The 12,994-nt window shown below is 60.3% G+C and carries 11 protein-coding genes and 1 tRNA gene; 7 read left to right on the top strand and 5 right to left on the bottom strand.

Annotation, left to right across the window (positions count from 1 at the left end):
• Nucleotides 1-38 precede the first annotated feature (38 nt).
• The 3 genes from SVXhr_RS13030 to SVXhr_RS13020 all read left to right on the top strand — a co-directional run bounded on the left by SVXhr_RS13030 (nt 39) and on the right by SVXhr_RS13020 (nt 3,781).
• Complete coding sequence (locus SVXhr_RS13030) at nt 39-1,373, top strand: glutamate-1-semialdehyde 2,1-aminomutase (protein ID WP_275737721.1); 1,335 nt, start codon at nt 39-41, stop codon at nt 1,371-1,373.
• Between the two features lie 357 nt (nt 1,374-1,730).
• Complete coding sequence (locus tag SVXhr_RS13025) at nt 1,731-2,885, top strand: hypothetical protein (protein WP_275737719.1); 1,155 nt, start codon at nt 1,731-1,733, stop codon at nt 2,883-2,885.
• Complete coding sequence (locus SVXhr_RS13020) at nt 2,882-3,781, top strand: hypothetical protein (RefSeq protein ID WP_275737717.1); 900 nt, start codon at nt 2,882-2,884, stop codon at nt 3,779-3,781. The genes SVXhr_RS13025 and SVXhr_RS13020 overlap by 4 nt, the downstream gene beginning before the upstream one ends.
• A 176-nt stretch (nt 3,782-3,957) precedes the next feature.
• Here SVXhr_RS13020 and SVXhr_RS13015 read toward each other — a convergent pair whose 3' ends face one another.
• Nucleotides 3,958-4,206, bottom strand: coding sequence for a hypothetical protein (locus SVXhr_RS13015; protein ID WP_275737715.1), 249 nt, complete (start codon nt 4,204-4,206; stop codon nt 3,958-3,960).
• Between the two features lie 553 nt (nt 4,207-4,759).
• Here SVXhr_RS13015 and SVXhr_RS13010 point away from each other — a divergent pair.
• Nucleotides 4,760-5,380: a class I SAM-dependent methyltransferase gene (locus tag SVXhr_RS13010; RefSeq protein ID WP_275737712.1), complete on the top strand. Its 621-nt coding sequence runs from the start codon at nt 4,760-4,762 to the stop codon at nt 5,378-5,380.
• Nucleotides 5,381-5,407: 27 nt separating this feature from the next.
• Here SVXhr_RS13010 and SVXhr_RS13005 read toward each other — a convergent pair whose 3' ends face one another.
• On the bottom strand, nt 5,408-5,740 hold the full coding sequence (locus SVXhr_RS13005; protein ID WP_275737711.1) for a cupin domain-containing protein: 333 nt from the start codon (nt 5,738-5,740) through the stop codon (nt 5,408-5,410).
• A gap of 98 nt (nt 5,741-5,838) precedes the next feature.
• Here SVXhr_RS13005 and SVXhr_RS13000 point away from each other — a divergent pair, with 98 nt between their 5' ends.
• Nucleotides 5,839-6,282, top strand: a complete 444-nt coding sequence (locus SVXhr_RS13000; RefSeq protein WP_275737709.1) for a TIGR00725 family protein — start codon at nt 5,839-5,841, stop codon at nt 6,280-6,282.
• A gap of 1 nt (nt 6,283) precedes the next feature.
• Here SVXhr_RS13000 and SVXhr_RS12995 read toward each other — a convergent pair whose 3' ends face one another.
• Nucleotides 6,284-7,801 carry a hypothetical protein gene (locus SVXhr_RS12995; protein WP_275737707.1) on the bottom strand — a complete coding sequence of 506 codons (1,518 nt, stop codon included), beginning with the start codon at nt 7,799-7,801 and terminating at the stop codon, nt 6,284-6,286.
• Nucleotides 7,802-8,306: 505 nt separating this feature from the next.
• Here SVXhr_RS12995 and SVXhr_RS12990 point away from each other — a divergent pair.
• On the top strand, nt 8,307-9,005 hold the full coding sequence (locus SVXhr_RS12990; RefSeq protein ID WP_275737705.1) for a hypothetical protein: 699 nt from the start codon (nt 8,307-8,309) through the stop codon (nt 9,003-9,005).
• A gap of 34 nt (nt 9,006-9,039) precedes the next feature.
• Nucleotides 9,040-9,113, top strand: a tRNA-Lys gene (locus SVXhr_RS12985).
• A 694-nt stretch (nt 9,114-9,807) separates the two neighbouring features.
• On the opposite strand, the gene SVXhr_RS12980 is transcribed toward SVXhr_RS12985, so the two are convergent.
• On the bottom strand, nt 9,808-11,031 hold the full coding sequence (locus SVXhr_RS12980) for a glycoside hydrolase family 11 protein (protein ID WP_275737703.1): 1,224 nt from the start codon (nt 11,029-11,031) through the stop codon (nt 9,808-9,810).
• A 235-nt stretch (nt 11,032-11,266) separates the two neighbouring features.
• Nucleotides 11,267-12,880 (bottom strand): glycoside hydrolase family 11 protein, encoded by a 1,614-nt coding sequence (locus SVXhr_RS12975; protein WP_275737702.1) that lies wholly within the window; start codon nt 12,878-12,880, stop codon nt 11,267-11,269.
• Nucleotides 12,881-12,994: the final 114 nt, after the last annotated feature.

Below are 12,994 nucleotides of genomic sequence, written 5' to 3'. Positions count from 1 at the left end.
CCCACACCTACTTTTCTCCCCGGCGGCAACGTCCGCCCATGAATCACGAGCGCTCCCGCGAGCTGTACGATCGCGCGCTGTCGGTCGCCCCGGGCGGCGTCAACTCCTCCGTCCGGGCGATCCAGCCGTACCCCTTCTTCGTCGAAAAGGGCGACGGCGGGCACGTCATCGACGCCGACGGCAACCGCTACCTGGACTTCGTGATGGGCTATGGCCCGCTCTTGCTCGGCCACGACCTCCCGGAACAGGTCCAGTCGGCGATCCAGCAGCGCGCGGCCGAGGGGCCGATGTACGGCGCGCCCACGGAGGTCGAGGTCGAACTCGCGGAGTTCGTCGCCAGACACGTCCCCAGCGTCGAGATGGTCCGGTTCGTGAATTCGGGGACAGAGGCGACCGTCTCGGCCGTCCGGCTGGCCCGCGGCTATACGGGACGGGACAAGATCGTCATCATGCAGGGGTCCTACCACGGGGCCCAGGAGTCAACCCTCGTCGAGGGCGAGGGCTGTCACACGTCCCCGTCGAGTCCGGGAATCCCCGAGAGCTTCGCCGAGCACACGATCACCGTCCCGTTCAACGACGAGGAATACGTCGAGGGCGTCTTCGAGAGCCACGGCGACGAGATCGCGGCCGTCCTGACCGAACCCATTCTCGGCAACCATGGCATCGTCCATCCCGTCGAGGGGTATCACGAGACCCTCCGGGACCTCTGTGACGACTACGGGTCCCTCCTGATCTTCGACGAGGTGATCACTGGCTTCCGCGTCGGCGGGCCGCAGTGCGCCCAGGGCAAGTTCGGCATCGAACCCGACGTGACCACGTTCGGGAAGATCGTCGGCGGCGGGTTCCCGGTCGGCGCGATCGGCGGCAAGAGCGAGATCATCGAGCAGTTCACGCCCGCCGGCGACGTCTTCCAGTCGGGCACGTTCTCGGGCCACCCGGTCACGATGGCTGCCGGGCTGGAGACGCTGCGGTACGCCGCCGAGAACGACGTCTGGGAGCAGGTCAACGATCTGGGAGCGCAAATGCGCGAGGGTCTGACCGACATCGTCGCGGATCGCGCCCCCGAGTACACCGTCGTCGGCTCGGACTCGATTTTCAAGGTGATCTTCACCCGCGACGGCGCGAGCGGCGAAAACCACTGCGGGTCGGGGTGTCGCCAGCGCGAATCCTGTCCGAGCTACGACGCCTGCCCGAAGAACGGCGCGGACGTGGATCGGGCCGAGACCGAACGCTGGGAGCGGCTGTTCTGGCCGGCGATGAAAGATCAGGGCGTGTTCCTGACGCCGAACCAGTTCGAATCGCAGTTCGTCTCGGCGGCGCATACTGAGGACGACATCGAGGAGGCACTCGAAGCGTACAAAGAAGCGCTGTAGCGCTGTGTCAATCTGACGTGGCGAGACACTTATTGAAGACAGCGAACACGGTATTTGTCTCGAAATTTTGGGATCGAGACGTGCAAGATATAGAGTGTCTATGCAGCAGTCGGCCCTCGATGGTTCCACATCGGCTGGGATGAATCAACCGGTCAGCAGCTTGCTAATTGGGTGGTTTGCGCTTGTGTATTCAGCATACCTACTGAAACCCTCTCAATGTGTTTCAACAAGCCTACTCTGACCTATTTTTCTGAAGTGAATGTTTCGGGCCAAGATATAATATGAATTGCCCAGAGTGGTCTATTGGATGAAGAAGTGATCAGACTAATCAGGGCTGAGCAATAAAGATCCCACAATATGAACATTGAGCTATCCGAAATCAAGGGTTACGACGAAAGGGAGATCGTCTTGGAACTCATCACCGAAGTCACCAAATCCGGTGAGGAGATGGAAGAAAAAGAGACCAGAGGTTCCAAATCGACGGATCTGAAGCTTTACCTTGTCAACTCCTCTGAAGACATCCAGGGTCGTTTCGACAAGGCCGGGATGGACGTTGCCGACGACAAGAACACGAAGAAGGCAGCCCGGGAATTCTTCAATAGTATCGTCATTGAGGAGGACGAAGTCAGTGATGGGATCTCTTTTCTTAGCGTTACATACCCACGGTATGAACGGACGGACGAAGCGATCGTCGTAGACAGAGGCGACGTATTCTGGATCCTTACAACCGAATTGAAGGAATGGTTAGAGGACACCGTTGAAAAAGTCATCAAGTACCTTCCGCAACTGGAACGAGTCTATCTATCGCCTGATGAGTTGGAAGACACGATGCGGAGCATCGCCGATTCCGAGATAGCTGGGTTTACGGCTGAGTACCATGCCAATCACAAGGATCGGGATGCGACCCTACAATTCCACGGCGCAGAAAAGAACGATCTTCGAACAGCGGAAGATGCTTTCTCTGCAACCCCGACACGGATAGAGTTTAACCAAAAGAACAGCCCAGCGACGGCAATTCAGGGGTCCGGTTCAAATGACGGATTCCTCAAACTCGAAAGCGTCCGGGAGGATTCGGAAGCAAAAGCGGCCGATACACTCTTACGAACGTCAGAAATGTTTGCTGACCGAGATATCGAGCAGTTCCGCGTCAACGCGGACACGAGCTGGAAGTTGTTCCAACCTGGATTCGTCGTAGATGAGTACACCAGTATTGAACTCTATGACCCCGGACGCGATGAAACCGAAGCCGACTCTCTCGATAGGGAACTCGAAGAGGAGGTCTTCTCGAAACATCGCTACCAGACTGGTCGATGGGGAGACGATACGTTCTTCGTCTACGACAAGGAGCATGAGGAGGTCTTTGAGCTTGGAATTGAGTCGAACGAGCTGGTGCTTCACGCCCGAGAGACGACGACTGCCTACAGTCTACGAGCCTTCTGTCGCACGGTCCTCGATGAATTCGACTCGACATATTCTCTGAGGAAGAAAGAAACGAGGGTGAAGGCACAGTGACCAGTGGGAAGTCATGGACACGCCAAAAGGGGGAAATAGACGCATACAATGCTTTTCTCTCTGCTTATCGGTCACGGAGCAGCTATCATGGGTTTTCCCAGCGCGGATATCGACTCACGAACTTCTTTCCGACGATAGACAACCGGTTCACCGATGATGCAGTCGAACCGGATTTCTCTCTCTATGACGGTGAAACACTCATTCTCGCTGAAGTGAAACAGGGTAACAACATAGATGTCCGAGATGTCGAACAAACGGGGCGTCTCGACAGTGTGACGTTAGATGCTGCCGAAGCGTACATGGATAAAATGAACATCGGTGAGCGCTTCGGTCTTAGTGGGGACGTATACGGTGTTGAGCCGCTGATATACTATGACGGCATTGATAGCACCTATATAGAGAAGTGCCGAAACGAGTGGGAGAGTTGCGAAGAGAGATTGATCGAGATGGAATCGAATTGTCCGATTTTAGGTCGAGAAGCGGATCGACAACTGAAGTTACTGACGGGCCAATTCAATTCTGCCGACCTTACTGAGTGGCTGGAGTACGGTATCAAAATGTCAGAGACGCCGCGAGTCACGGTCTCGATGACTGATGGCTTGGAGATAGAGAGCGTAGCTGTCACCATCTGTAATATTTGGGGCCAAAGGGCGGTCTCAGAACCTGTTCGAATAACGGTGAGTCAACTCCGTAATCATTTCAATTACCGCAGTTTGGAGCCAGGTCGTGTCGAAAGTGCGTTTCGGCTGCTTGACGACCTTGGTGCCGGAAACCAACTGGAAAAGCGTGAACTCGAATTTACGCCCGAGGATATGCCTGAAATCCTGGACATTGAAACTCTCGTTAGCGAACGAAGCAGCAACTCTAGCGAGGAGGATCTCGATCGCTTCCTCTAATCCATATATTGAGCAATTGCGACTCATATCAACTCCAGAATTCCCGGTGCGAAATACGTACCCTACATCTTGCACGCCAACCAGCACCAATCTCGAGAATCCGCCGTTATTTCGCTCAGTTAGAGAAGAGCAAGTGACGATTGTGTAACCTCTCACTCCGCCACTCCAAAACCCGCTCACGTGAGCGCATCGACCACGTCACCGGCACTGAACAGTTTGAGATCGTCGCGTTCCTCAGCGGCTTCTTCGACTGCCGTGGTGAATCCACTCCGGGAAAAGAGCGCGTACGTCTCGACCCGATCGCCCCCGTCTTCGGGCGTCCACCGGAGTTCCTCGACGTGATCGCGGAGGGTCGCGAACGGGTCGTACCCGAGCGGCGCCTGCATGAACGTGCACTCGCCGACGATCAGCGTCTCGCCCGTCATCAAGCCGACCACGTCGATCTCGTGACTGATCGTACTTTGAAGTATGATACTCTAAAGGGCCTTGTTTAGACGGTTGATTTCACTGCGTTTACGGCCGCTATCCAGAAACGGTTGAAAGCCCTCACCCGTTCGCAGCCGCTGCGTGACATATCTTCGCTCGCTTCGCTCACTCAGATAGGGGTCACGCAGCGACACGCGAAACGGATTCGCCCTTTCAGTCCACCAGGGAAATATTGGGTGTAGACCGGCTATGAAACCTAATTCCTGGCGGATCGAAAGGGCGAGGATCGGTCGCGAGCCGAAACGACGTAAGCACCGCAGCGAACGGCGTGAGCGAGGAGCACAGCGAGTTGCAGGCCGCGAGCGATCCGAGGGCTTTCTACTACATCCGAGTAGAAACCCTATACCGTCAAAATTTTAGCGTCTAAACAAGACCCTCTAAAATATCATCGTTACCGCAACAACTGCCAGACGCCCAAAGAGACAGCCCGTATCGCGACAGGCCGGTTCGTCGCCCTTTTCTCCCCCACTTGCTTACCCCGACATAACTCGCATGGACCCGGAGGACAACCGCCGGAGCTGGGCCGAACGCGACGGCGCGTACTCGCCGGAGTACTACGCCCAGATCGGAGAGAACGAGGTGAGCGAGACGCTCGCGACCGTCATCGAATACTACGCGAACGAGGACGCGAGCATCCTCGAGATCGGGTGTGGCTCGGGTCGCCACCTGGACCACTTACTCGGCGTCGGCTACAAGGACCTCGCCGGGATCGACATCAACGACGAATCCTTCGAAGTCATGGCCGAGGAGTACCCGCGACTCGCCGACACCGGGACGTTCCTCAGTGGCGCGATCGAGGACCATCTTCCGAAGTTTCCCGACGACGCCTACGATGTCGTCTACTCCGTCGAGACCCTCCAGCATGTCCATCCCGACGACGAATGGGTGTTCGAGGAGTTGGTCCGGGTCACCGGCGACCTGCTGATCACCGCCGAGAACGAGGGCAATCGACCGAATCGGGGCCCGGACGCCGAGGACGTGAGCTATGTCGACGACGACTTTCCGCTCTATCACCGCGACTGGAAGGCTGTCTTCTCTGATCTGGGGCTGGCCCAGATCGTCTGCGAGCGGACGAACCGCGACACGATCCGGGTCTTCCGGGCTCCTGAGTAGTGTGCTCCTGGACGCAAACAGAGCGATCTACCGAACCATCGTTAACAGCATCTTGAATGGCTCTGCTGCCGCGATCGCATGAGGCGTGTCGGCGGGAAAGACGATCGACTCGCCGGCCGCCAGTTCGTAGTCGGTCCCGTCGATCGTGACTTCGGCGGTGCCATCCAACACCTGCAGGAGTGCCTCGTGAGGCGCGGTGTGCTCGCTGATCGTCTGGCCTTCGTCGCAGGCGAACACCGTTAGCGTCGCGGCCTCCCGATCGACCAGCGTTCGGCTCACGATCGCGCCGTCCTGATAGTCTAGCAAGTCTTCGAGTTCGAGTACCGATCCCGCGAGGTCCGCCAGTTGATCGTCGCTCATACCGGCCGTTCGATCGGCCGAGGTTTGGGGCTGCCGGTGAACATGTTCGACCAGGTGGAACCGACATCGCTACGGATCGGCCGAGCGAGTTGAAAACCATGCGCGTCAGTGTTATCGGCGGGAGTACGGTCGGCGAGGAGTTGTACGACCAGGCTCGTGAAGTCGGCCGGTTGCTGGCCGAGCGCGGCCACGAAGTCGTCTGTGGCGGCCGCGGTGGCGTCATGGAAGCAGTTGCCCGGGGCGCGACGGAAGCGGGTGGCCATACGATCGGCATTCTCCCTGGAGCGGACCGCGGGGCAGCCAACGAGTACATCGAGACGCCGATCGCTACTGGCCTCGGCAACGCACGCAACGCCCTGGTCGTGGGCAACGGCGACGCCGCGATCGCCATCGACGGCTCGACGGGCACGCTCTCGGAGATCGCGCTTGCGCTCGACGCAGGGAAACCGGTGGCCGGCCTGGATACGCACGACGTTGCGGGCGTCAAAGCCGTCGAGACGCCACAAGCCGCCCTCGAATACATCGAGTCAGCACGGCAATAGGCTACGCCAGCCAGTCGATGAACGTCCCCTCCAGTAAGGTCTCGCGCTGCCGGTTGATGTACTCGGCCTGCATCCCCCAGATCGCCTCGCCGAGCGGAACGCCGTCACGGACCTGCCGGCGGACGTAGTCGTGTTTGAAGCGGGCCGGCGTCATCCGCCGATCCAGGCGCTCCCGAAGCGGTTTGATGTACCGGTGAGCTTGCTCCGTCGAGAACCCCCGCAACTCCAAGCCGTCGCGGGCGTGTTCGAAGAGGTCGCCGTAGAGTTCGTCGATCGCGGTCGTCTCGCCGCTGCCCGTAATCCAGGTCATCTCGGCGTCCAATCCATCGCGAGCGGCAGCGTAGAAGTTCTCGCGGGCGCGTTCCCAATCGAGTTCGCGCACGGGGTGTTCCCGACGTGGAAGACTTTCCAGAAGCCCGGCGAAGACAGCCGTGAAGGCGACCGCGTCACGGATTGTCGGCTGCCCGGGCAGCGGGCGGAACTCGATGCGAGCGTTGGCCGCCGAGCGTGTCGCCCCGTCGAAGACCGGTCGGACCCATCGCCAGTAACTGCCGTGCTTGTGTCGGATATGAGCGAAGCGATCGTCGAAACGGTCCCCGCGATCGATGTCCATCGGGACGATCAGCGGGTCAGCGACGATCCGGTCGATCGCTTCCTCGACGGAATCCAGATCCCGGGGGAACCGAACCTTCGGTTCGATGTCGCTTTCCGCGGACGGATTGAGGACGGACTCGAAGATGCCGATCCGGTGTTCCATGTGGGCGTCGGCGACGATCTCCCGATCGTGGGCGTCGTCGTAACACTGCGGCGGGAAAAATGGGGAATTGACACCCAGGGCGAGTAGTGGGCCGGCTACCCGGAGGGCGTACCGGAAGTGCTCGGGCAGATCAGGGGCATGCGGGACCTGATAGTGGGGCTGGATCGACGTGATGAGACTCTCCGGCATGACGGTATCGGCCTCCAGGGAGACGTGCGGGGCGTCGAGGCGGAAACGCGAGGGATAGTCCGTGTTCGCCATCGCGTGATACCGGACGCTGTCGGACATGTTCGTCCCGATCCGGATCCCGTCCTGCTCGACGGAATCACAGAGGTACTCGACCGCAGTCTCGCCGTTGGGTGGGACCGTCCACAGCCCGTCGCTCACCAGTCTGATGTCCTCGGCCCCCGTTCGCTCGATGGCCGGCGCGAGGTTGGCCTGGAGCTGTCGTTGCTGGGCTTCGAGGCCGTGATCGTTCAACGGCAGCGGACTGGTCTGCATTTCGGCGTTGTGCAGGCCGAGTTCCTTCTCGAAACCGATGCGTTCGAGCAACTGACGTGGCACCCGACGGAGGGCGTCCGTCCGGTCGTCGGCCGCGTAGAGTTCGAACTCCAGGCCGATGATCGCCTGGTTGTTGTCGAAGGTTCCAGCTCTGACGGCGGCTTTGAGTTCCTGGGCTTCTTCCTCGGCCCGCGCCTGGAACGCCTCACGATCGACCGACAACGCCTCGCGGACTGCGGCAGCGAGTTCCGAGGCTGACATGTTCGCGGGTTACAAGCGGAGTGTCTTCAACGTGGTGTCTCGGCCGTCGAGCAGGAGAAACGGAGTCCCTTCCGGCTTCCTCACTGAAATAGGCCAATATTGCTGACTCTGTGTCAGTGCCAGCCCCTTCTCGAAGAAGCCAGCGACCTGAATCGACGCTGGCGAGTAGGGCGAGAGGGCGAGTGTCGTAGCTACCGAAGATTCTTGCCGCGAGATGGGAGTTCGGGAAGGCATTACCACGGAGAGCGGTCTTTTAGGGCTGTACGCGCTACGAATGATCGATGAGTAGACGGCAGCTAATCGCAGCGCGAACCTGGACAACACTTGCGGAGGGACTGAGCGATGAGTGACACTGACAGCGAGGACGAGCACCTCGAGAACGTCGAGGACGGCTGTGGCTGTGCGGAAGTCTGGGAACACCTCTCGGCGGAGCGCGAGCGGACGGCCGCCGACGATTGAATCGCGGCGAGACGTTTTTAGCCATACAATCCGTCCCACCATACGAATGAGTGACGAGACGCAGGGGCCGGGGATGCCCACTGACCGGGAGTCGCCGGTCGGCCAACCGGTGATCCGTGGTGACCCGGACGCGACAGGCGAGCACGCGAACCGGGCCGTCAAGTTCGATCCAACCGACGACGAGAGTCTCGAAGCGGCGGCGACGACCGTCCGCGCCTTCGCCGAGAACACTGTCGGCGACGAGGACAGCGTCTACATGCTCCGGGGTGCGGCTGCCTGTGCGGCACTGGTCCGTGGTGTCGGCTCCTACAAAGCGGCTGCCGAACGGGCCGGCGGCGAGACGACGGTCTCGTTCATCCGGAAGTGGTCTCGGGTCCACGACTTACCCCGGTCGATCCGCCGACACGTCGCGAAGGGCGAGATCGCGCCGACCGCAGCCAAACACATCGCCCGGGTCAGCGGGACGTCACGGTTCTTGCTGGCGTTTGCGATCCTGGACCATGGCTTGACCGTCCGGGAGGTTCGGACACTGGCGAGTGAGATCACCGACGGGGCGGATCCGGCCGTCGTCCTCGGTCAAGCCGGATATCCACTCGGCGAACTCACGATCCGGTTGCCGGTTGAGGCCTATTGTGAACTCCGGCGGCGGGCCTCATTGGAGGACGAATCCCCCGGGTCGCTCATCGCCGCGGCGCTGGCCGAGCACTACGACGCGGTCGGGGAGTCCGATCGGCGGCAACCGTAAGGACTTAGCCGGCAACTCCCCCATGAGCGAGTGAGGGCCGGTAGCTCAGTCAGGCAGAGCGTCTGGCTTTTAACCAGACGGTCATGGGTTCAATTCCCATCCGGCCCGCTCACGATGGCGCTCGCAAGCTCGCGAGCGCCTGCTGTTCGATGCCGGTGGGAATTGAGCCCTGGGAGTCGCAGCCCCGGAATGGCCGAGTGAAACGAGGCCACATGCCCGGAACGTCTCCCTCCGGTTCAATTCCCATCCGGCCCGTAGCATTTTTCTGTGTGCAATCCGCGAGCAGCAAATGTGCTATGATGGGAATTGAACCCTACCAGTGCCAGCCCGCGTAGCGTAGCGAGCAGGAACCTCTGGTTCCGGTTCAATTTCCGAACGACGAAACGTCGTTCGGCGTTCGCCTCGCGGTGCTCGGCGAACTCCCATCCGGCCCGCTAAACTTTTCTCGTCGGGTTCGTGCGTGGCGCGAACTGGGTGGCGGCTTCGCCGCCACCGGTATCAGTTGCGGGCCGTCGGCCCGCAACTCACTCCTCGAAAACTTTAGTATCCAAAAGCCGGACGCTCACTTCGTTCGCGTCCGGTGAAACGACTCGCTTCGCTCGTCGTATACTTGACGTGAGGAATTGAACCGGGGAGCCGCAGCCCCGGAAGCACAGCGAACGAAGTGGGCAAGCATCCCGGAACGTCTTCACTCGCTTCAAATCCCACCGGCAACGATTTCACGAAACGGTGTTCGACCAGCAGCTGTCGAAGTGTGGACAACAGCAAAAATGAGTGCTCGATGATCTACCCGACAGCCCTACTAGACCGACTCGAACGTCCAGAGTTGGTTGTTACCGCCGTGCCAGTCGTACTGCTGGACGTTCCCGCCGTCGGAGGTCGAGGAACTCTCGACTTCGACGGCCTTCTCGCTGTGAACCGGCTGGATGTGGTACTGACCGCCGCCCTGATCGTGGAGATAGAACCGCTGGTTGTCACCGCCGCCGTCCGAGTACTGATGGACGTTCGCGCCGTTCTCGGACGACTGGTTGGCGACGTCGAGCACTTTCCCGCTGTTGACGTTCTGGATCCGGAACTGCCCGCCGCCGGTATCCTCGACGTTCCACTGCTGGTTCTCGCCGCCCCAGTAGCTGTACTGCTGGACGTTCGCACCGTCCGACGTCGACTGCCCGGCGACGTCCATGCCTTTGCCACTGTTGACGTTCTGGATGCTGTAGGTGCCGCTGGATGGCGGATTCGAGGAGCCACTCGAACCACCGGTGTCACCGCTGCCTCCGCCACCGCCGCCACCGCCGCTACCGTCGGCACCGACCCAGACCTCCGAGGAGCCACTGGACTGGTAGCCCTCGGTGGCCACGATCATGTAGTCGTGGTTACCCATGGGGAGCCCGTGGTTCTCCCAGGCGTCGAAGTGGTTGCCGGTCGTGATCGTCCCGCTGGTTCGGGAGTCCTGTCGAATGGACCAGTACTGCGTGAACGTTGCATTGCCCTCGATCGAGGGCTTGTTCACCCGCTCGGACGTGTAGATCTCGTACGTGGACCCATTGGTCGTATGCGTTCCCTGATAGGAGTCGCCCGGCTTGTAGCTCCCGTAGTCCTCGATGATGTAGTACTCCACCAGCGGGTCCGTCGTCCACCCGTAGATGCACAGGTAGGAGTTACCCGACGGGTTGTAGTTGGCCGTGTAATCGACGTCACGACGGCCGCCGGTCTCCCAGCCCTTGCCACAGACGAAATTCCCCGTGTCCGACCAGTCGACGCTATAATTACCACCGTCTCCCAGGGTCATCTCGACCGTCCCTTCGGAATTGGTCCAAAACGAGTAGTAATACCCGCTGTCGTTGCCGGTCTGATTCGACGTGATGGCGGCGGCCGGGGAGGCCAGGGAGCCAATCCCGAGCCCCGTCGCCACGGTCGCGGCTGCCCCTTTCAGGTAACTCCGACGGTCGAACTGTCCGACCCGTTCGTTCGCGTTCGATTCGACTGCCTGCTCGTTGCCTGAGTCATCCGATTTGTGTTGCCCCATTGTGAGATACCAACAAAACAAATGACATTAGTCCAGCTATATAAATCATTCTATTTCTATGGAACGACATATTCGGGGGAGCTACTAGTCAGTAACAGTTGACTGCGAGCCGGCGAACGATCGACTTTCGAGGGCGACCTGTCGAAGCGCACTCCGTGTATTCCGCAATTATACGCCCCGAAAGCAAGCGAGGCGAGTTATACGAGAGAGCGCCAGTGCCGTTCGGAAAGTCACCTCACGTGATCGTGACGGTCACCTCGTCAGTCGTCGACGTCCCTTCGTTGTTGGTCGCGGTGAGTGTGACAGTGTAGCTGCCGGCGGACTGGTAGCGTTCGTCGATGTACCAGCCGGAGCCGGTGACACCGTTGCCGAGATCCCACTCCAGCGAGGAGATGTAGTTCCCGGATCCGGTGGTGTCGTTAATGTTGAACTGCACGAGGTCGCCGGTACTGGCTGAGGTCGTGTTCGGATCAATCTCCGCAACGAGATCGCCGCTGGTACCGCCACCACCGCCACCAGTACCGCCATTACCGCCCCCTCCGCCACCGCCGCCGCCTCCGCCGCCTCCGCCACCGCCACCGTCAAGCGAGAGGTCGATGGTGTTGAGGTCCCACCAGCTCTCGTCCATGGAAACGCGGATCACCTGCTGTCCGGCGTCGAGCGAGACACCGGAGGTCGAAACCGTCTCCCAGGAGTCCCAGCCGCCGGTCGCGCCGAAGCTGACGTTCCCGGAGACGTTCTGTCCGTTGACTTCGAGGTGGAAGGAACCGCCGCCCGAGTCAGAGGCGACCAGCGCATCGAGGGTGTAGTCACCGGATTGCTGGACGTCGACGGTGTACTCGACCCACTCGCCGGACTCGATGTAGCCGATCGAGTAACCCGAACCCGCGGAGTTCGAGGAGATGTCGACGCCCTCGCCGGTGCGCATGGCACCGCCCTCGTTCTCGGACGTGTTGTCGCTGTAGGCGACGCCTGAGCCACCCTGATCGTACTCTTCGGCCGGAATGGTGCCGGGGATGCTGTGCGGCGTTCCGTTGTAGGGCTGCTGGCTGCCGGAACCACCACCGCCACCACCGCCACCACCGCCACCACCACCGCCGCCGCCTCCGCCACCACCGCCGCCGGAACTGCCGACTGTGACGCTGGAACTGCCGCTGGATTGGTAGCCCTCAGTGGCCAGGATCTGGTAGTCGTGGCTCCCCATGTTCAGGCCCGCGCTCTCCCAGGCGTCGAAGTGATTCGAGGTGGTGATGGTCCCGCTCGTCCGGGAGTTCTGTCGAATGGACCAGTACTGCGTGAACGTCGCGGTCCCTTCGATCGAGGGTTTCTCGACTCGCTCGGACGTGTACATCTCGTACGTGGAGCCGTCAGTGGTGTGGGTCCCCTGGGACTGGTCTCCGGGCTTGTAGCTGCCGTAATCCTCGATGATGTAGTACTCCACCAGCGGATCCGTCGTCCACCCGTAGAGACACAGGTAGGAGTTGCCCTGCGGGTTGTAGTTCGCAGTATACTCGATGTCCCGGTCCGAGCCGGTCTGCCAGCCCTTGCCGCAGACGAAGTTACCCGTGTCCGACCAGTCGACACTGTAACTACCACCGGACTCAAGCGTCATTTCGACCGAGCCCTGGTCGTTCGTCCAGAACGAGTAGAAGTACCCGTCGTGAGTCCCGGTCTGGTTCTCGGTGATCGCAGCGGCCGGACTCGCGATGGATCCGACGCCGAGTCCTGTCGCCACGGTCGCCGCTGCCCCTTTCAAATAGCTCCGACGATCAACCTGTCCGAGCAGTTCGTGTTCGTTCGATTCGCCGCGCCGTTCGTTCGGTGTATCTCCGCCGTCGTGTCGACTCATTGTGCTTTTCTCAGCACACTAGTAAGACACATCCACCCATATAAATCATTTCATTTCGAATTCCATAGCCAACTGAAGGTGTAAACAGTGCGATACCGCCAAAAGCAGTGGATC

This window comes from Halorhabdus sp. SVX81 (assembly GCF_029207715.1).
GTDB lineage: Archaea > Halobacteriota > Halobacteria > Halobacteriales > Haloarculaceae > Halorhabdus.
This window is presented reverse-complemented; position numbering and strand designations above follow the sequence as displayed.

Bases quoted from the DNA above. Each gene is read 5' to 3' on its own strand.
- SVXhr_RS13030 (WP_275737721.1), top strand. From the start codon at position 39: ATGAATCACGAGCGCTCCCGCGAGCTGTACGATCGCGCGCTGTCGGTC.
- SVXhr_RS13025 (WP_275737719.1), top strand. From the start codon at position 1,731: ATGAACATTGAGCTATCCGAAATCAAGGGTTACGACGAAAGGGAGATC.
- SVXhr_RS13015 (WP_275737715.1), bottom strand. From the start codon at position 4,206: ATGACGGGCGAGACGCTGATCGTCGGCGAGTGCACGTTCATGCAGGCG.
- SVXhr_RS13010 (WP_275737712.1), top strand. From the start codon at position 4,760: ATGGACCCGGAGGACAACCGCCGGAGCTGGGCCGAACGCGACGGCGCG.
- SVXhr_RS13005 (WP_275737711.1), bottom strand. From the start codon at position 5,740: ATGAGCGACGATCAACTGGCGGACCTCGCGGGATCGGTACTCGAACTC.
- SVXhr_RS13000 (WP_275737709.1), top strand. From the start codon at position 5,839: ATGCGCGTCAGTGTTATCGGCGGGAGTACGGTCGGCGAGGAGTTGTAC.
- SVXhr_RS12995 (WP_275737707.1), bottom strand. From the start codon at position 7,801: ATGTCAGCCTCGGAACTCGCTGCCGCAGTCCGCGAGGCGTTGTCGGTC.
- SVXhr_RS12990 (WP_275737705.1), top strand. From the start codon at position 8,307: ATGAGTGACGAGACGCAGGGGCCGGGGATGCCCACTGACCGGGAGTCG.
- SVXhr_RS12980 (WP_275737703.1), bottom strand. From the start codon at position 11,031: ATGGGGCAACACAAATCGGATGACTCAGGCAACGAGCAGGCAGTCGAA.
- SVXhr_RS12975 (WP_275737702.1), bottom strand. From the start codon at position 12,880: ATGAGTCGACACGACGGCGGAGATACACCGAACGAACGGCGCGGCGAA.